Source organism: Pseudoxanthomonas japonensis (assembly GCF_043632995.1).
GTDB classification, from domain to species: Bacteria; Pseudomonadota; Gammaproteobacteria; order Xanthomonadales; family Xanthomonadaceae; genus Pseudoxanthomonas_A; species Pseudoxanthomonas_A japonensis.
The window spans coordinates 4,157,818-4,178,453 of sequence record NZ_CP171632.1 but is presented as its reverse complement, the minus strand read 5'-3'; the positions used below and the strand labels follow the sequence as shown (position 1 = coordinate 4,178,453).

The window sequence follows — 20,636 nt, the reverse complement described above, 5'->3', positions numbered from 1 at the left end:
CAGGTGGAACAACTCGCGTGTAGGGGCGACAGGTCATCCCGCAGTGCCGGGGGGCAGCGCGGGGTGGAATCCATGGGGTCGGCCAGACTACCACCGGTGCCGGGACCCGCCAACGATCCTGTGCATAAGATGTGGATGACAGGACGAACGGCAGCGCGGTCAGGCGGTTGCGGGGAGATCCACATCGAAAGCACGCGGGGAGTTGACCGTAAGCCGGCGGTTCCTATAGAATTTCCGGTTCTTTCCACCCGAACACGCCCGAGGGCCCCATGGCCACCAAGCGCACTTACCAACCCAGCAACCTCAAGCGCAAGCGCGACCATGGTTTCCGTGCCCGTATGGCCACGGCCGACGGTCGCAAGATCCTGGCCCGTCGCCGCGCCAAGGGCCGCAAGCGCCTGACCGCCTGATGGCCTGGCCGCATCGCGGCCATGCTTCCATGCGTTCCCTGCATCAAAAGGAGCCCGCCCGTTCACGAGCGGGCTTCTTGCTGAGATGAGCACGGCATTCCCGCGCAGCGCGCGGGTACGCGCGAGCGCCGACTATGCGCGCGTGTTCGAACAGGCGCGCCGCACCTCCGATCCGTTGATGAGCCTGCACTGGCTGCCGGGCGACGGGCCTGCGCGCCTGGGCCTGGCGGTGTCCCGCAAGGTCGATACGCGGGCGGTCGGCCGCAACCGCATCAAGCGCCAGCTGCGCGAACACTTCCGTCGCCTGCGCACCACGCTGCCCGGTGGCGACTATGTCGTGGTCGCGCGTCCGCCCGCGGCGAAAGCCGATTCCGGGCTGTTGCGCGCAACCTTCGAACGCGTGTTGCTGCGCGCTGGCGCATTGCCCGCACCGGCACCGGGCGGCACAATGCCGCCGGGCTTGAATTCCCCCGCGCCGCCTCCCACTCCTTCTTCTCCGACCAAACCGGTTTCCGACGCCGGTTGAGACTGCCTGCCTGATGAACCAGACCCGTGTATTCCTGATCTTCGCCTGGCTGATGGTGGCGACCCTGTTGTGGCTGGAGTGGAACAAGGACAAGGCGGCACCCGCCGCGCCCGCCGTTGCCGCGCAGACGGCCACGACGCCCGGCAGCACCGTGCCCGCCGCGGTCGTGCCGGCCTCGCCCTCGTCGGGTACTGTCCCCAGCGCGCCGACGGTCGCGCCGATGCCCGCTGCGTCCGCGAAGAACGCCGCGCCCGCGCGCGTCACCGTGAATACCGACGTGCTGAGCCTGGTGCTGGACGGCGGCAGCGTGCTGCAGGCCGACCTGCTCCACTATCCCCAGAGCAAGACGCCGGGCAGTGGTCCGGTCCGTCTCTTCAGTGAGGATCCGCAGCATTTCTATGCGGCGGAAAGCGGCTGGGTGAGCAGTGGCTCGAAGGCACCGGACCATCACGCCTTCGTTCCCGAGAACGGCGCCGGGGACGTGAGCCTTGCGCAGGGCGCCGACAGCGTCAGCGTACCGTTCGTGTGGCAGGGTCCGGATGGCGTCACCATCCGCCGCACCTATACCTTCAAGCGCGCCAGCTACGAGATCGAGGTAAGCGACCAGGTCGTCAACGCTGGCACGGGCACGTGGCAGGGCACGGTCTACCGCCAGCTGCTGCGCACGCCGCCGCAGGTCAAGAGCGGCATGACCAATCCGGAATCCTTCAGCTTCAACGGCGCCACCTGGTGGGACGGCAGCTACCAGCGCCGCAAGTTCAACGAGGATTATCTGGAAGACGGCCGCGTCAACGCGCAGGTGAAGGGTGGCTGGATCGCCATTCCGCAGCACCACTTCTTCAGTGCGTGGATTCCGCAGGCCGACGACACCACCACGATCTCGCTCGACAATCCGGACAACGGCACGCGCGCGCTGATCCGCGAAATGGGTCCGGGCGTCAACGTCGGCCCCGGCCAGCAGGCCACCACCACCGCGCGTCTGTGGGTGGGCCCGAAGCTGGTCGACAAGATCCATGCGATCAAGGCGCCGGGCATCGACCGCGTCGTCGACTACAGCCAGTTCGCCATTCTCGCGCTACTGGGCCAGGGCCTGTTCTGGGTGCTCAACTTCCTGCACGGCTTCATCGGCAACTGGGGCTGGTCGATCATCGGCCTGGTGATCCTGGTGAAGCTGGCGCTGTATCCGCTGTCGGCGGCGCAGTACAAGAGCTTCGCCAAGATGCGCAAGTTCCAGCCGCGCATCCAGCAGCTGAAGGAGCGCTACGGCGACGACAAGCAGAAGTTCCAGGTCGCCATGATGGAGCTGTACAAGAAGGAGAAGATCAACCCGATGGGCGGCTGTCTGCCGATCCTCGTGCAGATGCCGGTGTTCCTGGCGCTGTACTGGGTGCTGGTGGAAACCGTCGAGCTGCGCCAGGCGCCGTGGTTCGCGTGGATCCAGGACCTGACCGCGCGCGATCCGTACTTCATCCTGCCGGTGCTCAACATGCTGGTGATGTGGCTGACGCAGAAGCTGACGCCGGCGCCGGGCATGGATCCGATGCAGCAGAAGATGATGCAGTTCATGCCGCTGGTGTTCGGCGTGATGATGGCCTTCTTCCCGTCGGGCCTGGTGCTGTACTGGGTCACCAACGGCGCGCTGGGCCTGCTGCAGCAGTGGTGGATGACCAAGCGCCACGGCGAATCCGCCACGCCGCCGAAGACCGCGGTCGCGAAGTAATCCGCACCCACCGCGACGCCACGAAGCCCGCCCTCCGGCGGGCTTCGTGTTTCCGCTACGCTAAAAGCTCCTGCGAGCACTACCTCATGACGTCAGCCCACGACACCATGGTCGCGATCGCCACCGCACCCGGCGCCGGTGGCGTTGGCATCGTGCGCCTGTCCGGCCCGCGCTCGCAGGCGATAGCGGAGCAGATATGCATGCGTGCGCTGTCGCCGCGCCGCGCGCACCACGTCCATTTCCGCGACGCCGATGGCGACACGCTGGACGACGGCATTGCGCTGTCGTTCCCCGGCCCCGCGAGCTTCACCGGCGAGGACGTCGTCGAACTGCAGGCGCATGGTAGCCCCGTCGTGCTGCAGCAACTGGTCGCGCGTGCCTGCGCGCTCGGCGCGCGCATGGCGCGGCCGGGCGAATTCTCCGAACGCGCCTTCCTCAATCACAAGCTCGATCTCGCCCAGGCCGAGGCCATCGCCGACCTGATCGCCGCCGCCGATGCACGCGCGGCACGCGCGGCACGACGCTCGCTCGACGGCGTGTTCTCGGAACGCGTCGACAGCATCGGCCAATCGTTGCTGGGCTTGCGCGTGCACGTCGAAGCCGCGATCGACTTCGCCGACGAATCGATCGACACGCTGGGCGGCGAACAGGTGCGCGCGCGCCTGGCGGACGCGCGGCAACGCCTGGATGCGCTGATCGCCGATGCCGAACGCGGACGCAAGCTGCGCGATGGCGTGCACGCGGTGATCGTCGGTCCGCCGAACGCGGGCAAGAGCTCGCTGCTCAATGCGCTGGCCGGCAGCGACCGCGCCATCGTCACCGACGTCGCGGGCACCACGCGCGACACGCTGCGGGAAACGATCCGCCTCGATGGTCTGGAACTGCACCTGGTGGACACCGCCGGCCTGCGCGACGGCGGCGACGCGATAGAACGCGAGGGCATGCGGCGCGCGCGCGCGGAACTCGCACGCGCCGACGTGGCGCTGGCGGTCGTCGACGCGCGAGATCCGGAAGCGGGGCGTGCGGCGGTTGCCGACGGCATCGAGGGCGTGGGCACCATTCTGTGGATCCACAACAAGACCGACCTGCTGGCCGCCGTGCCGCCGGACGACGACGACCGCGTGTACGTGTCCGCGGCCCAAGGCATCGGCCTCGACCGCCTGCATGTACGGCTGCGAGCGCTCGCGACGGGATCCGCCAGCGATGGCGGCGATGGCGAGTTCTCGGCGCGTGCCCGCCATGTGGAGGCGCTGCGTCGCGCCGCGGCGCATGCCGCCACGGCCACCGACCAGCTGCGGTACGAACAGCTGGAACTGGCGGCCGAGGAACTCCGCCTGGCCCACGATGCGCTGGGCGAGATCACCGGCCGCCTGAGCGCGGACGACATGCTGGGCCACATCTTCTCCACGTTCTGCATCGGCAAATGACTGCGCCGCGGCGCAGTCCGCCAAAAGTGTGACAGACATCAAGTGTGGGTCCCGATGCGCCGACGTACTCTGGCGACCGGGTAGGGGTACCCGGAAGGCATCGCGCCATTCCAGCCCGGACGGGGCCTGGCAGGTTGCGGGTCCGTACTGATTCGCGACACCCGGCGCCGCGCTCACGCGCGGTCGACGGCGTGCCGACACCATTAGAAACGTACTTGGGGGAGTTGAAACGATGTCCTTGATCCAGACCACCGGGCGCCTGCGCTACGCCGCACCGCTGCTGCTGCTCGTCGCGCTGGCGGCGTGTTCCAAGCAGGACGAAGCCGCTGCGCCTGCCACCGCCCCCGCTGCCGCGCCTGCCGCACCACCGCCGCCGGCCGTGTCCGCCGAAGTCCAGGCCATGGATGCCGACAGCCTGCGCGACGCCGCCACCAAGGCCCTGCGCGAGAACCGCATCTATGCGCCGGGCGGCGACAACGCCATGGAGTACTACCTGGCCCTGCGCGACAAGCTGCCGAACGACCCGGGCGTCACCAGCGCGCTGACCGACCTGATGCCCTACACGCTGATCGCCGCCGAGCAGAGCATCGCGCGCGAGGAATTCACCGAGGCGCAACGCCTGTCGGCGATCATCCAGAAAGCCGATCCCAAGGCCCCTGCGTTGCCACGCCTGCAGCAGAGCATCGCCGCCGCGCAGCAGGCCGTCGCGCAGCGTGCCGTCACCGACGAGGCCGCCAAGACCAAGGCCGCCGAAGATGCACGCCTGAAGGAACAGCAGCGACTGACGCAGGTGGCGGAGCAGCAGCGCGCGACCGAAGCCGCCGCCGCCCAGCAGCTCGCCCAGCAGCAGGAAGCCGCCCGTGCGGAAGCCGCGCGCCAGGAAACCGAACGACAGGCCGCCGCCCAACGCGAGGCCGCGGAACGCCAGGCTGCGGCGGCCCGCGCCGCCGCTCCCGCCGCGGCGCCGTCGCAGGCCCTGCGCGCGGTGAGTACGCCTGCTCCACGGTACCCGCCGGAAGCCCTGCGCTCGGGGACCCAGGGCGAGGTGCTCGTCGAGATCACGGTCGGCACGGATGGCTCGGTCACCAACGCCCGCGTGGTGCGCGCGACGCCGGCGCGCGTGTTTGATCGCGAAGCCTTGAATGCCGTGCGCCGCTGGCGCTTCGAACCGGTGGATGCGCCGGTGACCACGCGCCGCACGATCGGCTTCAGCCCCGGCTGATCGCGGTCGCAGGGATGGCATGCGAAACGCCGGCCGCAGCCGGCGTTTCTTTTTTGCGTAAGGGATCTCGCCTAACAATAGAAGGCCAACGCTGGACCAGAACACGGACGACGATTACTGTGCCGCCGCCCGCATGACGGGCGCACATCACAACAACACGGAAGGATTCCATGAAGCGATTCACTGTTGCCGGCGCCGTTGCGCTGGCATGCCTCACCCTCTCGTCCACCGCCGCCGCCACCGAAGCGGGCCAGTGGTACGGACGCCTGGAGATCGGCCACAGCGACCTGAAGGTCGAGGTCGACAACCTGAGCGCCGACGACACCGATACCGTCTACGGCCTGCGCATCGGCCACTACTTCACCCCGAACGTGGCCGTCGAAGGGTTCTACTCGATCCTCGGCGACCGCTCCATCCAGGGCATTTCCTACGACATGGATGCGGTGGGCCTGGGCGTGGTGGGCAAGAAGGCGTTCGGCGCCGACAACACCGGCTTCTTCATCGCCGGTCGCGCCGGTGCGCAGAGCGTCAACACCAGGCTGAGCGCCGACGGTGTGTCGCTGCGCGACCGTTCCACCAAGCCGTACGTGGGCGTTGGCGTGGGCTACGACTTCGACCACAACAACGGCCTCAGCCTGAACTACGACTACAACACCGGCGACCTGTTCAACGCCGACGTCACCGCGCAGACGCTGACGCTGGGTTACGAATACCGCTTCTGAGGCGAAAAAAAACGGCCACCGCGAGGTGGCCGTTTCCGTTGCGGCAATCGAGGACGATCAGCCCGCGATGGCCAATTTCTCCTGGTGGTAGCGGCGCACCGCCGCGAACCACAGCAATGCCGCCACGCCGAACGCCGCAGCGATGTAGATACCCCAGGTCTGCGCGCCGATGTACTCGTTGCGGATGACCTTCAGCAGCAGCTGGTTCTGCGCCAGGAACGGCACGGCGAACTGCCAGGGCTGGCTCTTCAGCGGATTGGCCATCAGCGCGAAGGTCGGGATCATCGGCAGCAGCATCAGCCAGGTCATGTGGCTCTGCGCTTCCTTCATGCTCTTGGCCGAGGCCGCGAGATAGGTCAGCAGCGAGGTGCCGATGAACAGCATCGGCAGCAGGATCAGCAGCATCTTGCCCATCGACAGGAACGACACGTTCAACTGACGGCCCAGCGTGCCCGCGAACTGCGCACTGAACTTGAACGCGAGCAGCGTCAGCAGCAGTGTGGCCAGGCCGATCACGCAGGCGGCGGCGATCTTGCCGCTGACCACGGCGCTGCGTGGCGCCGGCGTGGCCAGCAAGGGCTCCAGCGATTGCCGCTCGCGTTCGCCCGCGGTGGCATCCAGGATCAGGTAGGCGCCGCCGATGAAGGACGTCAGGATCAGCAGGTAGGGCAGCAGTATCGACAACAGCATGCCCTGCTTCGCTTCCGGCGTGGCCAGGTCCTGCATACCCACGTTCACCGGCCGCGCGACCGACGCATCCACACCACGCGCAAGCAGGCGCAGCGCACCGACCTGCTGGCTGTACGCGGACAGCGCGGCGTTGACGCGTTGGGTGGGGATGTCGGCATCGCGGCGCGTGCTGTCGCGCAGGATCTCGACCAGTGCGGGACGGCCGTTGCGCCAGTCCTCGGCGTACGCGGGATCGATGCGCAGCGCCACGTCGATCTCCTGCGAGCGGATCGCGGCATCCAGGTTGTCCGGTGCCTTGCCGGCGGTGATGCCGTTGGTGGCGAGGAACTTCACCAGGTTAGGTGCGTGTTCCGCACCCACCATCGGGATCTCGAGCGTCTTGTCGACCTGGGTGCGGATGCGGTTCTCGGTCAGGTAGCCCATGCCCAGCATCAGCGTGGGATACAGCAGTGGGCCGAGGAACAGCGCCAGTGCCAGCGTGCGGCGGTCGCGCGACAGGTCGCGCAGTTCCTTGCGCATCACCGTGAAGACGGTACGGAACATGTTCATGCCAGCAGGCCCTCCTCCGAACCGATCACCTTGACGAAGGCGTCCTCCAGGTTGTCCTCGCCCGCCTGCGCACGCAGTTCGTCGGCAGTACCTGCGGCGACCACCGTGCCCTTGGCGATGATGACGATGCGGTCACACAGCGCGGCAACCTCCTGCATGATGTGGCTGGAGAAGATCACGCAGCGGCCTTCCTCGCGCAGCTGGCGCAGGAAGCCGCGCATCGCGCGCGTCGTCATCACGTCCAGGCCGTTGGTGGGCTCGTCGAGGATGACGTTGCGCGGGTCGTGCACCAGCGCGCGGGCGATTGCGGTCTTGGTGCGCTGGCCCTGGCTGAAGCCTTCGGTCTGGCGGTCGAGGATGTCGCCCATGTCCAGTGCCTCGGACAACGCTTTCGTGCGTTCGGCGATCTGCTTCGACGACAGCCCGTGCAGCTCGCCGAAGTAGGCGATGTTCTCTCGCGCGGTCAGGCGCTTGTACACGCCGCGCGCATCGGGCAGCACGCCGAGTGCGCGGCGCACCGCGACCGGATCGCGGGCCGTGTCCAGGCCGTCCACGCGGACTTCACCGCGGTCGGGCGTCATCAGCGTGTAGAGCATGCGCATGGTGGTGGTCTTGCCGGCGCCGTTGGGGCCGAGCAGGCCGGTGATCTGGCCGTCGTGGGCGGTGAAGCTGACGCCGTCCACGGCGGTGACCGTTCCGGTCTTGGTCTTGAAGGACTTGTGCAGGTCGTTGGCGATGATCATTCGGTCATGTCCATTGAAAGTGGCGGGCGCGCGGTGCGCGGCTCACGGCTCCCAGCCGTTGAAGCTGGTGAAGGGCGGCACGTAGTCCAGGCTGTCGAGGCAGGTCGCATCCAGATCCTTGGCGTTCGCGGTCTCCAGGAAGCGGCCCAGCAGCTTGGGCATGCAGCCGACGGCGAACGTGCCGTGGCCCTGGCCCTTCAGCGTGAGGTGGCGGCCGGCGGACAGTGTCTTCAGCACCTGCTCGCCGTAGCGCGGCGGCGTGACCGGGTCCAGCTCGCCCGACGTGATCAGGGTGGGAATGTCCGATGTCCATGCGGTGTGGAAGTCGGCAGGACGCTTGCCGGTGGGCCACGCACCGCATTGCGCCTTCAGGGTGTCGCCGAGCATGCTGCCCAGCACCGTGTCGGTATCACCGGGATCGGCCTTCAGCAGGTCCGCATCCTCGGCGCAGATCACCGACAGCTGCATGCCGTGCATGAACTGGTCGCCGACCTGCGTTTCCAGCATCTTCGACAGCGACATCAGCGAACCGTAGCGGCCCTGCTGCGCTTCGTTGAGGACCAGCGGCAGCAGGGCAGCACCCTGCGGGTAGTACGAGTACATGCGGGTGATGCCGGCGACCGCACCGGCCGTCGCTTCGCCGCTGAGCAGCTCGCCGGTCGACGGATCGCGGTAGTCGGTCTGCACAGGTGCTGCGGCGAGGCGTGTCATCAATGCGCGCAGCTGCCCGCGCAGGTCGTCGCCGAAGCGCGCCTTGCACGTCGGCGTCGCCTGGCAGCGCTGGAACTGCAGCGCCAGCGCAGCGTCCAGGTTGCGCGCATGCTCGCTGCCCAGCACCAGTTCGTTCGGCACCACGCCGTCGATCACCACGGCGCGGGTGCTGTCGGGATGGCGCATGGCGTACTGCTGCGCGACGCGCGTGCCGTACGAGCCGCCGACCAGGTTGATCTTCGCCGCACCCAGCGCCTTGCGCACGCTGTCCAGGTCGCGCACGGCATCGGTGGTGGTGTAGAAGCGCGGATCGGCCTGCAGCGACGCGGCGCAGTCGCGCGCGAACGCGACGGCCGCCTCCTCGCTCAGGTCTTCCGGGTCGCTGTAAGCGTTGCGGCCCTCGTCATCCTTGCAGGCCAGCGGGTTCGACTTGCCGGTGCCGCGCTGGTCGACCAGCACGATGTGCCGCGACTTGCGTACCTCGCGGAACGCCGCGTCGATGGCCGGCCAGACCTGTACCGCCGCCTGGCCCGGACCACCGGCGAGGAAGAACACCGGGTCGTCGGTCGCCGCGCCTTCGTTGGTGGCCGGCAGCCACGCGATATTCAAGGCGACCTTGCGGCCCTCGGGTTTCGCCGGGTCCTCGGCCACGTCGTAGGTCGCGCATTGCGCTTCCACCGTCGTCGTCAGGTAGGGCGCGGTCAGCGTGCAGGGCTTGAAGGCGATGTCGCCGTAATGCCGCACCGCCTGCTGGTCGGGGCCGGTGGCGGTGCCATTGCAGCCTGCCAGCAGCAGCGCGCCGAGGGCGGTCGCGAGTGATCGATGAAGAAGTGCCATGTATCAGTTCCGTTGGAGGCGGGTCCCAGCATGCCATGACGATGCGGCGGGACGGATGTGACCAACGATCTGTACGAGGCGGGCGTTACTTGCTCGAGACGTATTTCTCGCGCCGGATCTGCGGAATCGGCAGCCCATGTCCTTTCAGCGCGTCGAAGCAGGCATCGACCATGTCGGGGTTGCCGCACAGGTAGGCGATATCGCGCGCGGCATCGGGTGCGAATTCGGCCAGGTGTTGCTGCACATAGCCCTGGCGGACGTCGGGATGCGGATTGGCCGGCAGCTCGCGCGACAGGCACGGCACGTAGCGGAAGCCCGGATGCGCGTCGGCGAAGGCACGGAAGTCATCGCCGTACAGCAGCTCGGTCGGCGTGCGTGCGCCCTGCAGCAGCACGACCTCGACGCCGCGCTCGGCCATCAGCGCTTCCAGCTGCGGCAGCATCGAACGGTACGGCGTGACGCCGGTGCCGGTGGCGATCAGCAGGTAGCGTGCGTTGCGGTCGCCCGGCATCAGGCAGAAGCGGCCGAACGGGCCACTGGCCTCGACATGGCCGCCTTCCGGCAGGCCCTCGAACAGCGCGGTCGCCGCGCCACCGGGCACGTAGCTGACCGCGATCTCGACCGCTTCGCCCGGTCCCATCGCATGGTCGTGGATCGTGGCCAGCGAATAGCTGCGCTTGGTGGCCGTGCCGTCCGCGTAGCTGAAATGCACCTGGATGAACTGGCCGGGGATGAAGTCCAGCGGCTGGCCATCGTCGCGCACGAAGCTGTAGTGGCCCACGCTGGGCGCCAGCATGCGGCGGCCGACGAGCTTCAGGGGAAAGGGAGCGATGGCCAAAGCGGCTGGAACACTGTGTGGCCCGGGGCGGTCCCGGCGGGACGCCTATAATAAGCGTTCGCCCTCCCACCGCGCCCCGCGCGCATCGCAAGGCTCCCATGGCGTCTCCTTCCGCGGCCTCCGCCGCACCCCCCGCGCTGGCCATCACCGACCTGCGCAAGGTCTACGACACCGGCGTGCAGGCCCTCAAGGGCGTGTCGCTGCAGGTCGAACCCGGCGATTTCTTCGCCCTGCTCGGCCCCAACGGCGCCGGCAAGTCCACCCTGATCGGCATCGTCAGCTCGCTGGTCAACAAGAGCAGCGGCCAGGTCGGTGTGTTCGGCGTGGACATCGACCGCGACCGCGACGGCGCGATGCGCCTGCTGGGCCTGGTGCCGCAGGAAATCAACTTCAACATGTTCGAGAAGCCGCTCGACATCTGCGTGAACTACGCGGGGTTCTACGGCATCCCGCGCGCCGAGGCGCTGGTGCGCGCCGAAGAGGAACTCAAGCGCGCGCAGCTGTGGGAGAAGGCCAACGTCATGAGCCGCACGCTGTCCGGTGGCATGAAGCGCCGGCTGATGATCGCCCGCGCCATGATGACCCGGCCGAAGCTGCTGATCCTGGACGAGCCCACCGCCGGCGTCGACATCGAGATCCGCCGCGGCATGTGGAAGACGCTGAAGGACATCAACGCCGCCGGCACCACGATTATCCTCACCACGCATTACCTGGAAGAGGCCGAGAGCCTCTGCCGCAACCTGGCCATCATCGACCGCGGCGTGATCGTCGAGCAGGGCCCGATGCGCGCGCTGCTGGCCAAGCTGGACGTGGAAGGCTTCCTGTTCGACATCGACGGCGACCTGCCGGCGCAGCTGCCGGTGATCGAGGGCACCACCCTCGTCGCCACCGACGCGCACACGCTGGACCTGGACATGCCGCGCGCGATGGACCTCAACCGCGTGTTCGCCGCGCTCAACGACGCCGGCATCCGCGTGCGCTCGATGCGCACCAAGAGCAACCGGCTGGAGGAACTGTTCGTGCGCATGACCGGCAACGGCGACGGCGCCAAGGAGAAGGCGGCATGAGTCATCCGAACCTGGTCGCGCTGGGCACCATCGTCCGTCGCGAAGTCGCCCGCATCCTGCGCATCTGGGGCCAGACCCTGGTGCCGCCGGCCATCACCATGACGCTGTACTTCCTGATCTTCGGCGGCCTGATCGGCAGCCGCATCGGCGACATGGGCGGCTACAGCTACATGGAGTTCATCGTGCCGGGGCTGGTGATGATGAGCATCATCCAGAACAGCTACGGCAACATCTCGTCCTCGTTCTTCGGCGCCAAGTTCGGCCGCCATGTCGAGGAACTGCTGGTCAGCCCGATGCCGAACTGGGTGATCCTGCTCGGCTACGTGGCCGGTGCCGTGCTGCGTGGCCTGATGGTCGGCGCCATCGTGCTGGTCATCGCGATGTGCTTCACCAAGGTGCGCATACCGCACCCGCTGGTGACCATCACCACCGTGCTGCTGGGCGCGACGATCTTCTCGCTGGCCGGCTTCGTCAACGCGGCGTACGCGAAGAAGTTCGACGACATCGCCATCGTGCCGACCTTCATCCTGACCCCGCTGACCTACCTGGGCGGCGTGTTCTATTCGGTCAAGCTGCTGCCGCCGTGGGCCGAAGCCCTGACCCACGCCAACCCGATCTTCTACATGGTCAACGCCTTCCGCTACGGCCTGCTCGGCACCAGCGACGTCCCGCTGTGGATCGCCTACGCGCTGATGCTGGCGTTCGTATTCGGCCTGGCCGCGCTGGGTCTGTGGCTGTTGAAGAAGGGCGTGGGGCTGCGCAGCTGATGCGGCTGCTCGTGCTCGGCGCCGGCGGAACCGGCGGCTATTTCGGCGGTCGCCTGGCACAGGCCGGCATCGACGTCAGCTTCCTGGTGCGTCCCGCGCGCGCGGCACTGCTGCGTGAGCGTGGATTGCGCCTTCGCAGTCCGCTGGGCGACGCCGACGTAGCGGTGCAGGTGTTGACCGCGGACGACCTGTCGGCCGTCGTGCCGTTCGACCTGGTGCTGCTGAGCTGCAAGGCGTACGACCTGGACAGCGCGATGGATGCCATTGCACCGGCCGTGGCGTCCGGGGCTGCCGTGCTGCCGCTGCTCAATGGCCTGCGCCACTACGAAGCGCTGGATGCACGCTTCGGTTTCGACAAGATCCTGGGCGGCCTGTGCTTCATCAGTGCCACGCTGGGTGCCGATGGCGAGATCCTGCACCTGGGCAAGCCGGCGTCGACGACGTTCGGCGAACGCACCGGCCAGTCGCCGGATACTCGCCTGCAGGCATTGGCCGCCGCCTGCACGCAGGCGGGCGTCGATCACGCGCACACGCCCGACATCGCGCAGGCGCAATGGGTGAAGTACAGCTTCCTCACGGCCCTCGCGGCTGGCACGTGCCTGATGCGCGCGCCGATCGGCGAGATCGTGGCGGGCGAGGATGGCGTCGCGTTCATGGCCGGACTGTACGACGAATGCCTGGCCATCGCCGCGGCCTCGGGCCAGCCGATACCGGCCGCCGCGCAGGCGTCCGCGCGCGACACGCTGACCGCCGCCGGCTCGCCGATGAAGGCCTCGATGCTGCGCGATCTGGAATCCGGCCAGCGCGTCGAAGCCGCGCACATCGTCGGCGACATGGTGCATCGCGCGCACGCACACGGCGTCGATGTGCCGCGCCTGCAGGCTGCCTGGGTGCACCTGCAGGCTTACGAAGCGCAGCGCGCCGCGTGATGCCGGCTTTCACGCGGCCCTGACGCCGCGTGCCTCCATCCTGTGCCAGCTTTCCGGTGGCGCAGCCATGAAGCACCTGCACAAGATCTTCCTCGCCGGCCACCTGGCCATCATCGCCCTGTTCTTCGTCGCCGCCGTCGCGCTGATCGTGCTGGCCGCGAGCGAACTCTGGCATGGCGTCATGATCGCCGGCAGCGACCTCGGCCTGCGCAGCCGCTTCGACAACATACTCGAGAGCATCGGCATGCTGACCATCGGGCTGGTGGCGCTGGAGCTGGCGCAGACCGTGTTCGAGGAAGAGGTGCAACGCGACGTCAAGGTCAGCGGACCCACCCGAGTGCGCCGTTACCTGTCGCGCTTCCTCGTGGTCATCGTCATCGCGCTGTCGATCGAGACGCTGGTCGCGACGTTCGAACTGATGCACGAGGATCCGCGTCAGCTGCCGTACGTCATAGCGATAGGCGGCTCGGCCGCCTTGCTGCTGGTGGCCTGGGGCTTGTTCGTCCACCTCAACCGCAGTGCGGAAGAGCTCGAACCCGAGGCCATGCAGCAGGCCAAGTCCGAGGACAGCAAGGTCGAGTAAGTGCGCAGGGCTTCAGCCCGCCTCCGGCAACCGGAAGAACGCCCGTGCCGTCGCCGTCGTGGTGGCGGCGGTCACCTCGATGTCCTCGCCGCGGTCGCGCGCCAGCTCGGCGACGATGTGGGCCAGGTACATCGGCTCGTTGCGTCGGTGCGACGGCTGTGGCTTGACCGTGCGCGGCAGCAGGTAGGGCGCGTCGGTTTCGATCATCAGCCGGTTGGCCGGGATGTTCTTCACCAGTTCGCGCAGGTGCAGGCCGCGGCGTTCGTCGCACAGCCAGCCGGTGATGCCGATATGCCAGTCCTGGTCGAGGCAGTCGAACAGTTCCTTCTTCGTGCCGGTGAAACAGTGCACCACGGCCGGACCCAGCTTGCCGTCGAAGTTCTTCATCATCGCCACGAAGTCGTCGTGCGCGTCGCGCTGGTGCAGGAACAGCGGCTTGCCGGTGTCCACCGCGATCTGCAGCTGGCGCTCGAACGCCTTGCGCTGCGCGGGGCGCGGCGAGAAGTCGCGAAAGTAGTCCAGCCCGCATTCGCCCACCGCCACGACCTCCGGATGCGCATGCAGCGCACGCATCTCGGCATCGCACTCGTCGGTGTACTCGGTGGCGTGGTGCGGGTGCACACCAGCGGTGGCGAACAGCTCGCCCGCGTGTGCCTGCGCCAGCCGCAGCGCGGTCGGCGAGTGCTCGCGGCTGGCGCCCGTGACCACCTGCTGGACCACGCCGGCCTCGCGTGCGCGCTGCAGCACCGCGTTGCGGTCGTGGTCGAAGCTTTCGTGGGTGAGGTTGGCGCCGATGTCGATGAGATCCATGGTAGCCATTTTAGCCGGTGTAGGCGCCGGGTTCCGGGATGTGCGATGTGGGGTGTGGGAGCGACGTCAGTCGCGATGAACTACCGTGGAGGACACATCGCGACTTACGTCGCTCCCATATCCATGTGCATGAGTTCGACCGGGAAAGCCTTATCCTTCCCACCGCATGCCGTCTCCCACGTTCCCGATCACACCCCTGCTGCCGGACATCGTCCGCAGCCTGTCCGATCACACGCGCCTGGTGCTGGAAGCGCCGCCCGGCGCCGGCAAGACCACGCAGGTGCCGCTGGCGCTGCTGGACCAGCCGTGGCTGCAGGGTCGCAAGATCGTGATGCTGGAACCACGTCGCGTGGCCGCGCGCGCGGCCGCCGGGTTCATGGCGAAGCAGCGTGGCGAAACCGTCGGCGGCACGGTGGGCTACCGCATCCGTTTCGAGAACAAGGTCGGTCCCGATACGCGGATCGAGGTCGTCACCGAGGGCATCCTGACGCGGATGATCCAGGACGATCCGATGCTCGAGAACGTCGGTGCGATCCTGTTCGACGAATTCCACGAACGCCACCTCGCCGGCGACGTTGGCCTGGCGCTCGCGCTGGACGTGCAGGCGCAGCTGCGCGAGGACCTGCGCCTGGTCGTCATGTCGGCCACGCTCGATGGCGAGAAGCTGGCGCGCTTCCTCGATGCGCCACGGCTGAGCAGCGAGGGCCGCGGTTTCCCCGTGCAGGTGGCGCACTTCCCGGCACGCCGTGCCCTTCGACAGGCTCAGGGCGATCGGGACGAGCCGCTGGAACTGCATGCGAAGCGTGCGATCGAACACGCCCTCGCACAGCATCCCGGCGACGTGCTGGTGTTCCTGCCGGGCCAGCGCGAGATCGTGCGCGTGGAGGCGATGCTGGCGGACGTGCTGCCGCGCGACATCGTGGTGCTGGCGCTGCATGGCGAACTACCCGTCGAAAAACAGTCCGAGGCGCTGCAGCCCGATCCGCAGGGCCGGCGCCGCGTGGTGCTGGCGACCAACGTGGCCGAGTCGTCGGTCACCCTGCCTGGGGTGCGCGTGGTCGTCGACAGCGGCCTGGCGCGCGAGCCGTCCTACGATCCGAACAGCGGGTTCTCCCGGCTGGAAGTCGCGAGCATTTCGCAGGCGTCCGCCGACCAGCGCGCCGGTCGCGCCGGCCGTGTCGCCGATGGCTGGGCCTATCGCCTGTGGCCGCAGTCGCAGCGGTTGGACCCGCAACGCCGCCCGGAGATCGCGCTGGTCGAACTCGGGGCGCTGGCGCTGGAGTTGGCCGCGTGGGGCAGCGACGCATTGCGCTTCGTCGACGCACCGCCGCCGGGCGCCATGAACGCAGCCCGCGACCTGCTGCGCCGTCTTGGCGCGTTGACGGTGACGAATGCCATCACGCCGCTGGGCAAGCGCATGCTGGCGCTGGGCACGCATCCGCGCCTGGCCGCGATGCTGCTGTCGGCGGGCGAGGGCGAGGACCTTGCGCTCGCCTGCGATCTCGCCGCGCTGGTCGAAGCACGCGATCCGCTGCGGATGGGAGGCGATGCGCTGGCCGTGCGCTGGCGTGCGCTGGCGGCGTTCCGCAATGGCCGCGCACCGCAGGACGCGAACCGTTCGGGCCTGGCCGCGATCGACGCCGCCGCGAAGCAGTGGCGCCGCCGCGTACGTGAGAACGCAGCGCCGCCATCGTCCGTTGAAGCGCATCGCTTGGGCGACGTGCTGATGCACGCCTTCCCGGACCGCATCGGCTTCCAGCATCCGCAGGACGCGCGTCGCTACCTGCTGGCGAACGGGCGCAGTGCGCGGCTGTTCGACGACAGCGCGCTGGTCGGCGAACCGTGGATCGTCGTCAGCGAGCTGCGCCACGAGAACCGCGACGCGCTGGTGCAGCGCGGCGCGCCGGTGGACGAACGACGCCTGCGCCGCGATTTTGCCGACCGCTTCGTCACCGAAGACACCGTGCGCTGGGACGCGGCGCGGCGTGCGCTGTCCGCCCAGCGCGAATCGCGCTTCGACCAGATCGTGTTCGACGCGCGTCCCGCGGGCCGCGTCGATCCCGCGCTCGCTGCCGCGGCGCTGACCGACGCGGTGCGCGACCTCGGACTGGAGGCGCTGTCCTGGCCAGAATCGCTGCAGCAGTGGCGCGAACGCGTGCGCTGCCTGCGCGAGTGGATGCCGGATCTCGGCCTGCCCGACCTGTCGGACGACGCGCTGATGGCCACGCTCGACGACTGGCTGAAGCCCGCATTCGCCGGCAAGACCCGGCTCGACGCGCTGGGCGAGGACGACCTGGCGAACGCGCTGAAGTCCGGCATGGAATGGTCGCTGCGCCAACGCATCGACCAGCTGGCGCCGACCCGCATCACCGTGCCGTCCGGCATGGAGCGCCGCATCGACTACGCGCATGGCCAGCCGCCGGTGCTGGCGGTGAAGCTGCAGGAGCTGTTCGGCCTGGCCGACACCCCGCGCGTCGCCGATGGCCGCGTGCCGCTGCTGCTGCATCTGCTGTCGCCCGGCGGCAAGCCGCTGCAGGTGACCTCCGACCTGCGCAACTTCTGGAACGCGACCTATGCCGAGGTGAAGAAGGAAATGAAGGGGCGGTATCCGAAGCATCCGTGGCCCGACGATCCATGGAGCGCCCAGGCTACGCATCGGGCGAAGCCCCGCGGCACCTGACGTTTCGTTATCGCCTGCCGCGGCGGCGGCGCATGCTTCACGTCGCGGGGAGGTTCCACTCGGCGCGGCCCGACGCTCCGTGGAGCGCGCAGGCTACGCATCGGGCGAAGCCCCGCGGGACCTGATGTTTCGTTGTCGCCTGCCGCGACGACGGCGTATGCTTCACGTCGTGGGCAGGTTCCACTCGGCGCGGCCCGACGATCCGTGGAGCGCGCGGGCTACGCTGCCGTTCAGGTGCGGGGCGCCGAACTAACGCCGCGTAAACACCACCGCCAAGACACTGGCGGCCTACCCACTTCTTCCAGGGAAGACACATGAGCAAGCTGACCACCATCACCGACCGTGCACTGGAACTGGCGAGCCAGGCCGGCACCAGTCTCAAGCACGCTGTGCCGAGCGCGGACAAGCTGTTGCAGACGGGGGCGGCGCTGGGCGTCGCCAAGACCGGCGGGAAGCTCGCGGTGAACTTCGTGCGGCGCAATCCGGCCGTGGCGGTGGCGACGGGTATCGGCGTGGGCCTGCTCGCGCTGGTGGCCTACCGCAAGCGCAAGCAGGGTCAGGCAACCGGTGCGATCGAAGGCAAGTCGCGCCGGGTGGAAGCCCGCAAGGTCAACGGCAAGGCATCCACCGCGCGCAAGACCGGCACGCCGCGCAAGCCGCGCAGTACGGCCCGTTCCGCCGAGAGCTGATCGCCCGATACCGGCCGGCGCGCCTCGTCAGAGCGCGCGCCAGGCACCGGGCGCGAGGTCGCCCAATCGGGTGTCGCCCATGGCGACCCGCACCAGCCGCAGCGTCGGCAGGCCGACGGCTGCGGTCATCCGCCGGACCTGGCGGTTGCGTCCTTCGGTGATCGTCATCGACAACCAGGCGTCGGGCACGGACTTGCGGAAGCGGACCGGCGGATCACGTGGCCACAGGGTCGGTGCGGGCTCCAGCGGCTCCACACGCGCGGGCCGCGTCGGCCCGTCGTTCAACGCCACGCCACGCCGCAGCCGATCCAGTTGCTCGTCGGTCGGCGTGCCTTCCACCTGCACCCAATAGGTTTTCGGCTGCTTGTGGCGCGGATCGGTCAGCCGGTTCGCCAAAGCGCCGTCGTCCGTCAACAGCAGCAAGCCCTCGCTGTCGTAATCCAGCCGGCCGGCGGCGTACACGCGCGGCGGCAGGCCGAACTCGGCCAGCGTGCGCCGCGGCGGCTCGCTCCGGTCGGTGAACTGGCAAAGCACGTTGAACGGCTTGTTGAACGCGATGAGCATGGGGCGGCGGACTGCAACGCCGCGACCCGGTGAGGATCGCGGCATATCCAGCTGCGCAGGATCAGTGGTGCGGCTTCACGAACCGCAGCGTCATGCGGTCGCTTTCGCCGATGGCCTGGTACTTCGCGCGGTCGGCTTCCGGATGATTGTTGGACGGCGGCAGCGTCCACACGCCGTTCGGATGATCCTTCGTGTCCTTCGGATTGGCGTTGATCTCGCTCTTCCCGTCCAGCCGGAAACCCGCGGCCTCCGCCATCGCGATCACCTGCGCTTCGCCGACATAGCCGGTCTTGTCGTCGGCCGCGACGTCCTGGTTGGCGCGGTGCTCCACCACACCCAGCACGCCGCCCGGCTTCAGCACCGCGAAGAAGCCCTTGAACATGCCTTCGGCCTGGTTGGCGCTGCGCCAGTTGTGCACGTTGCGGAAGGTCAGCACCACATCGGCCGAGTCGGCCGCGCCGAATACCGGCTTGGCGGGGTCGTACTTCACCATCTTGGCCTTGTCGAACTGCGCCGGACCGTCGGTGAATTTCTTCTGCAGGCCATCCACGCTGCGCTGGTAGTAGCCGCGGCTCTTCTCGGACGCGGACGCCGGGTCGACCACGGCGGCGACGTAGTGGCCGCTCTTCTTCAGGTAAGGGCCCAGCACCTCCGCATACCAGCCGCCACCGGGCGTGATCTCCACCACGGTCTGCGTCGGCTTCACGCCGAAGAAGGCCAGCGTTTCCTGCGGGTGGCGATAGACATCGCGCGCGGTGTTCTCCGCATTGCGCCAGTCGCCTTTCAGGACGGCATCGAGCGCGGCGGCGTCGGCGGCGGCCAGGGTGGGCGATGCCTTGGCCGGCGTCGCCGGTGTTGCGGCTATCGTCGGCTGCGACGCGGCGAGGGCGGCGAGCAGCGCCAGGGAAAGCGGGACCATGCGGATCGTCATCGGAAAGACCTCCAGAAAGGTGCGCGGAGCCTAGCACGCGTCTTGTTCAGGCGGCATGGCGGTCGCCGCACGCAGGACACGCTTCACCGCATCCTCCCGCATGGTCGCTAGACTCGCCGCATCCACGCACCGGGAACCGCTTCGCCATGAACGACGACCGCAACACCCGTATCGTGCTGGCGGCGCGGCCGCAGGGCGAGCCGACCGCAGAGAACTTCCGCCTGGAGCACGCGCCGCTGCCCGCGCCCGCTGATGGCCAGGTGCTGCTGCGCAACCGCTACCTGTCGCTGGACCCATACATGCGTGGGCGCATGAATGCCGGGCGCTCCTACGCGAAGCCGGTGGAGATCGGTGAGGTGATGGACGGCGGCACGGTGTCGGAGGTGATCGAATCGCGCCATCCCGATCTGCAGGTCGGCGACGTCGTGCTGGCGCATGGCGGCTGGCAGACGCATGCCGTCGCCGACGGGCGGACGTTGAAGCGCAAGCTGGACGCGAACGTCGCGCCACTGACCACCGCACTGGGCGTCTACGGCATGCCCGGCTTCACCGCCTACGTGGGCCTGCACGAGATCGGCCAACCCAAGCCCGGCGAAACCGTCGTCGTCGCGGCGGCCAGCGGTCCCGTCGGCGCGACCGTCGGCCAGATCGCGAAACTGCAGGGCGCGCGCACGGTCGGCATCGCCGGCGGCGAACAGAAGCGCGCCTACCTGCGGGACGAACTCGGCTTCGACGTCGCACTCGATCATCGTGCGGCTGACTTCGCCGAACAACTGCGCTCGGCCTGTCCCGACGGCATCGACGTCTACTTCGAGAACGTCGGCGGCGCCGTGTTCGACGCCGTCGTCCCGCTGCTCAACGATTTCGCCCGCATTCCGGTCTGCGGCCTGGTCGCGCACTACAACGACAAGGCGCTGCCGTCCGGACCGGACCGCATGCCCTGGCTGATGAGCCAGATCCTCACCCGCCACCTGACCGTGCGCGGCTTCATCCAGCACGACTTCATCGCGCTGTATCCGCAGTTCCTGCGCGAGATGGGCGGCTGGCTGGCGGAAGGAAAGATCCGCTGGCGCGAGGACCTGATCGAAGGGTTGGAAAACGCACCGCGCGCGCTGATCGGCCTGCTGCGCGGGGAGAACTTCGGCAAGGTGGTGGTGAAGCTCTAGACCTTCGTCCCCGCGAAGGCGGGGACCCAGTGACGTTCCATGGATAAAGAAAGAC

The 20,636-nt window shown here is 68.4% G+C and carries 20 protein-coding genes; 13 read left to right on the top strand and 7 right to left on the bottom strand.

From position 1 onward, the window contains the following. The first annotated feature begins 269 nt into the window (after window positions 1-269). The 6 genes from rpmH (at window position 270) to ACGHX3_RS19415 (ending at window position 6,027) form a co-directional block, all read left to right on the top strand. Window positions 270-410, top strand: a complete 141-nt coding sequence (gene rpmH / locus ACGHX3_RS19440) for a 50S ribosomal protein L34 (RefSeq protein ID WP_027083663.1) — start codon at window positions 270-272, stop codon at window positions 408-410. Window positions 411-495: 85 nt separating this feature from the next. After that, window positions 496-936: a ribonuclease P protein component gene (rnpA, locus tag ACGHX3_RS19435; RefSeq protein ID WP_162338334.1), complete on the top strand. Its 441-nt coding sequence runs from the start codon at window positions 496-498 to the stop codon at window positions 934-936. A 13-nt stretch (window positions 937-949) separates the two neighbouring features. Next, complete coding sequence (yidC, locus tag ACGHX3_RS19430; RefSeq protein ID WP_394695935.1) at window positions 950-2,656, top strand: membrane protein insertase YidC; 1,707 nt, start codon at window positions 950-952, stop codon at window positions 2,654-2,656. A gap of 86 nt (window positions 2,657-2,742) precedes the next feature. Continuing rightward, window positions 2,743-4,083, top strand: a complete 1,341-nt coding sequence (mnmE, locus tag ACGHX3_RS19425) for a tRNA uridine-5-carboxymethylaminomethyl(34) synthesis GTPase MnmE (RefSeq protein ID WP_394695934.1) — start codon at window positions 2,743-2,745, stop codon at window positions 4,081-4,083. Between the two features lie 232 nt (window positions 4,084-4,315). Further along, window positions 4,316-5,305 carry an energy transducer TonB gene (locus ACGHX3_RS19420; protein ID WP_394695933.1) on the top strand — a complete coding sequence of 330 codons (990 nt, stop codon included), beginning with the start codon at window positions 4,316-4,318 and terminating at the stop codon, window positions 5,303-5,305. Between the two features lie 170 nt (window positions 5,306-5,475). After that, a complete protein-coding gene (locus ACGHX3_RS19415; protein ID WP_162338329.1) occupies window positions 5,476-6,027 on the top strand; it encodes a porin family protein in 552 nt (183 codons plus the stop codon). A 57-nt stretch (window positions 6,028-6,084) separates the two neighbouring features. Here ACGHX3_RS19415 and ACGHX3_RS19410 read toward each other — a convergent pair whose 3' ends face one another. The 4 genes from ACGHX3_RS19410 to ACGHX3_RS19395 all read right to left on the bottom strand — a co-directional run bounded on the left by ACGHX3_RS19410 (window position 6,085) and on the right by ACGHX3_RS19395 (window position 10,353). Next, window positions 6,085-7,266 carry an ABC transporter permease gene (locus tag ACGHX3_RS19410; protein WP_394695932.1) on the bottom strand — a complete coding sequence of 394 codons (1,182 nt, stop codon included), beginning with the start codon at window positions 7,264-7,266 and terminating at the stop codon, window positions 6,085-6,087. Beyond that, window positions 7,263-8,009, bottom strand: coding sequence for an ATP-binding cassette domain-containing protein (locus ACGHX3_RS19405; RefSeq protein ID WP_394695931.1), 747 nt, complete (start codon window positions 8,007-8,009; stop codon window positions 7,263-7,265). The genes ACGHX3_RS19410 and ACGHX3_RS19405 overlap by 4 nt, the downstream gene beginning before the upstream one ends. Before the next feature lie 42 nt (window positions 8,010-8,051). Continuing rightward, window positions 8,052-9,557 carry an alpha/beta fold hydrolase gene (locus ACGHX3_RS19400; protein WP_394695930.1) on the bottom strand — a complete coding sequence of 502 codons (1,506 nt, stop codon included), beginning with the start codon at window positions 9,555-9,557 and terminating at the stop codon, window positions 8,052-8,054. 85 nt (window positions 9,558-9,642) lie between these two features. Next, window positions 9,643-10,353 carry a ferredoxin--NADP reductase gene (locus tag ACGHX3_RS19395; protein ID WP_394695929.1) on the bottom strand — a complete coding sequence of 237 codons (711 nt, stop codon included), beginning with the start codon at window positions 10,351-10,353 and terminating at the stop codon, window positions 9,643-9,645. A 140-nt stretch (window positions 10,354-10,493) separates the two neighbouring features. Between ACGHX3_RS19395 and ACGHX3_RS19390 the strand changes: the two genes are divergently transcribed. The 4 genes from ACGHX3_RS19390 (at window position 10,494) to ACGHX3_RS19375 (ending at window position 13,741) form a co-directional block, all read left to right on the top strand. Then, window positions 10,494-11,462, top strand: a complete 969-nt coding sequence (locus ACGHX3_RS19390) for an ABC transporter ATP-binding protein (RefSeq protein ID WP_394695928.1) — start codon at window positions 10,494-10,496, stop codon at window positions 11,460-11,462. Continuing rightward, window positions 11,459-12,229 (top strand): ABC transporter permease, encoded by a 771-nt coding sequence (locus ACGHX3_RS19385; RefSeq protein ID WP_162338323.1) that lies wholly within the window; start codon window positions 11,459-11,461, stop codon window positions 12,227-12,229. Before ACGHX3_RS19390 ends, ACGHX3_RS19385 begins: the two co-directional genes overlap by 4 nt. After that, a complete protein-coding gene (gene panE, locus ACGHX3_RS19380) occupies window positions 12,229-13,158 on the top strand; it encodes a 2-dehydropantoate 2-reductase (RefSeq protein WP_394695927.1) in 930 nt (309 codons plus the stop codon). Before ACGHX3_RS19385 ends, panE begins: the two co-directional genes overlap by 1 nt. A 67-nt stretch (window positions 13,159-13,225) precedes the next feature. Continuing rightward, window positions 13,226-13,741 (top strand): hypothetical protein, encoded by a 516-nt coding sequence (locus tag ACGHX3_RS19375; RefSeq protein ID WP_313927947.1) that lies wholly within the window; start codon window positions 13,226-13,228, stop codon window positions 13,739-13,741. A 12-nt stretch (window positions 13,742-13,753) separates the two neighbouring features. On the opposite strand, the gene ACGHX3_RS19370 is transcribed toward ACGHX3_RS19375, so the two are convergent. Continuing rightward, window positions 13,754-14,551 carry a TatD family hydrolase gene (locus tag ACGHX3_RS19370; protein ID WP_394695926.1) on the bottom strand — a complete coding sequence of 266 codons (798 nt, stop codon included), beginning with the start codon at window positions 14,549-14,551 and terminating at the stop codon, window positions 13,754-13,756. Between the two features lie 166 nt (window positions 14,552-14,717). Here ACGHX3_RS19370 and hrpB point away from each other — a divergent pair, with 166 nt between their 5' ends. After that, a complete protein-coding gene (gene hrpB, locus ACGHX3_RS19365; RefSeq protein ID WP_394695925.1) occupies window positions 14,718-17,231 on the top strand; it encodes an ATP-dependent helicase HrpB in 2,514 nt (837 codons plus the stop codon). A 314-nt stretch (window positions 17,232-17,545) separates the two neighbouring features. Then, window positions 17,546-17,920, top strand: coding sequence for a hypothetical protein (locus ACGHX3_RS19360; RefSeq protein WP_249720284.1), 375 nt, complete (start codon window positions 17,546-17,548; stop codon window positions 17,918-17,920). Between the two features lie 27 nt (window positions 17,921-17,947). Here the strand turns inward: ACGHX3_RS19360 and ACGHX3_RS19355 are convergent, their stop codons facing one another. Together ACGHX3_RS19355 and ACGHX3_RS19350 are read right to left on the bottom strand one after the other, a co-directional pair. Further along, complete coding sequence (locus tag ACGHX3_RS19355) at window positions 17,948-18,484, bottom strand: pseudouridine synthase (protein ID WP_162338318.1); 537 nt, start codon at window positions 18,482-18,484, stop codon at window positions 17,948-17,950. Between the two features lie 61 nt (window positions 18,485-18,545). Beyond that, the gene (locus ACGHX3_RS19350) at window positions 18,546-19,415 is read right to left on the bottom strand and encodes a class I SAM-dependent methyltransferase (protein WP_394695924.1); all 870 of its coding nucleotides are present in this window, start codon (window positions 19,413-19,415) and stop codon (window positions 18,546-18,548) included. Window positions 19,416-19,561: 146 nt separating this feature from the next. Between ACGHX3_RS19350 and ACGHX3_RS19345 the strand changes: the two genes are divergently transcribed. Then, entirely contained in the window at window positions 19,562-20,581 is a 1,020-nt protein-coding gene (locus tag ACGHX3_RS19345; protein ID WP_394695923.1) for an NADP-dependent oxidoreductase, read from the top strand. The last annotated feature ends 55 nt before the right edge of the window (window positions 20,582-20,636 follow it).

What these genes read in the sequence shown, in the direction of transcription:
- rpmH (WP_027083663.1), top strand. Translation starts at nt 270, where the DNA reads ATGGCCACCAAGCGCACTTACCAACCCAGCAACCTCAAGCGCAAGCGC.
- rnpA (WP_162338334.1), top strand. Translation starts at nt 496, where the DNA reads ATGAGCACGGCATTCCCGCGCAGCGCGCGGGTACGCGCGAGCGCCGAC.
- yidC (WP_394695935.1), top strand. Translation starts at nt 950, where the DNA reads ATGAACCAGACCCGTGTATTCCTGATCTTCGCCTGGCTGATGGTGGCG.
- mnmE (WP_394695934.1), top strand. Translation starts at nt 2,743, where the DNA reads ATGACGTCAGCCCACGACACCATGGTCGCGATCGCCACCGCACCCGGC.
- ACGHX3_RS19420 (WP_394695933.1), top strand. Translation starts at nt 4,316, where the DNA reads ATGTCCTTGATCCAGACCACCGGGCGCCTGCGCTACGCCGCACCGCTG.
- ACGHX3_RS19415 (WP_162338329.1), top strand. Translation starts at nt 5,476, where the DNA reads ATGAAGCGATTCACTGTTGCCGGCGCCGTTGCGCTGGCATGCCTCACC.
- ACGHX3_RS19410 (WP_394695932.1), bottom strand. Translation starts at nt 7,266, where the DNA reads ATGAACATGTTCCGTACCGTCTTCACGGTGATGCGCAAGGAACTGCGC.
- ACGHX3_RS19405 (WP_394695931.1), bottom strand. Translation starts at nt 8,009, where the DNA reads ATGATCATCGCCAACGACCTGCACAAGTCCTTCAAGACCAAGACCGGA.
- ACGHX3_RS19400 (WP_394695930.1), bottom strand. Translation starts at nt 9,557, where the DNA reads ATGGCACTTCTTCATCGATCACTCGCGACCGCCCTCGGCGCGCTGCTG.
- ACGHX3_RS19395 (WP_394695929.1), bottom strand. Translation starts at nt 10,353, where the DNA reads ATGCTGGCGCCCAGCGTGGGCCACTACAGCTTCGTGCGCGACGATGGC.
- ACGHX3_RS19390 (WP_394695928.1), top strand. Translation starts at nt 10,494, where the DNA reads ATGGCGTCTCCTTCCGCGGCCTCCGCCGCACCCCCCGCGCTGGCCATC.
- ACGHX3_RS19385 (WP_162338323.1), top strand. Translation starts at nt 11,459, where the DNA reads ATGAGTCATCCGAACCTGGTCGCGCTGGGCACCATCGTCCGTCGCGAA.
- panE (WP_394695927.1), top strand. Translation starts at nt 12,229, where the DNA reads ATGCGGCTGCTCGTGCTCGGCGCCGGCGGAACCGGCGGCTATTTCGGC.
- ACGHX3_RS19375 (WP_313927947.1), top strand. Translation starts at nt 13,226, where the DNA reads ATGAAGCACCTGCACAAGATCTTCCTCGCCGGCCACCTGGCCATCATC.
- ACGHX3_RS19370 (WP_394695926.1), bottom strand. Translation starts at nt 14,551, where the DNA reads ATGGATCTCATCGACATCGGCGCCAACCTCACCCACGAAAGCTTCGAC.
- hrpB (WP_394695925.1), top strand. Translation starts at nt 14,718, where the DNA reads ATGCCGTCTCCCACGTTCCCGATCACACCCCTGCTGCCGGACATCGTC.
- ACGHX3_RS19360 (WP_249720284.1), top strand. Translation starts at nt 17,546, where the DNA reads ATGAGCAAGCTGACCACCATCACCGACCGTGCACTGGAACTGGCGAGC.
- ACGHX3_RS19355 (WP_162338318.1), bottom strand. Translation starts at nt 18,484, where the DNA reads ATGCTCATCGCGTTCAACAAGCCGTTCAACGTGCTTTGCCAGTTCACC.
- ACGHX3_RS19350 (WP_394695924.1), bottom strand. Translation starts at nt 19,415, where the DNA reads ATGACGATCCGCATGGTCCCGCTTTCCCTGGCGCTGCTCGCCGCCCTC.
- ACGHX3_RS19345 (WP_394695923.1), top strand. Translation starts at nt 19,562, where the DNA reads ATGAACGACGACCGCAACACCCGTATCGTGCTGGCGGCGCGGCCGCAG.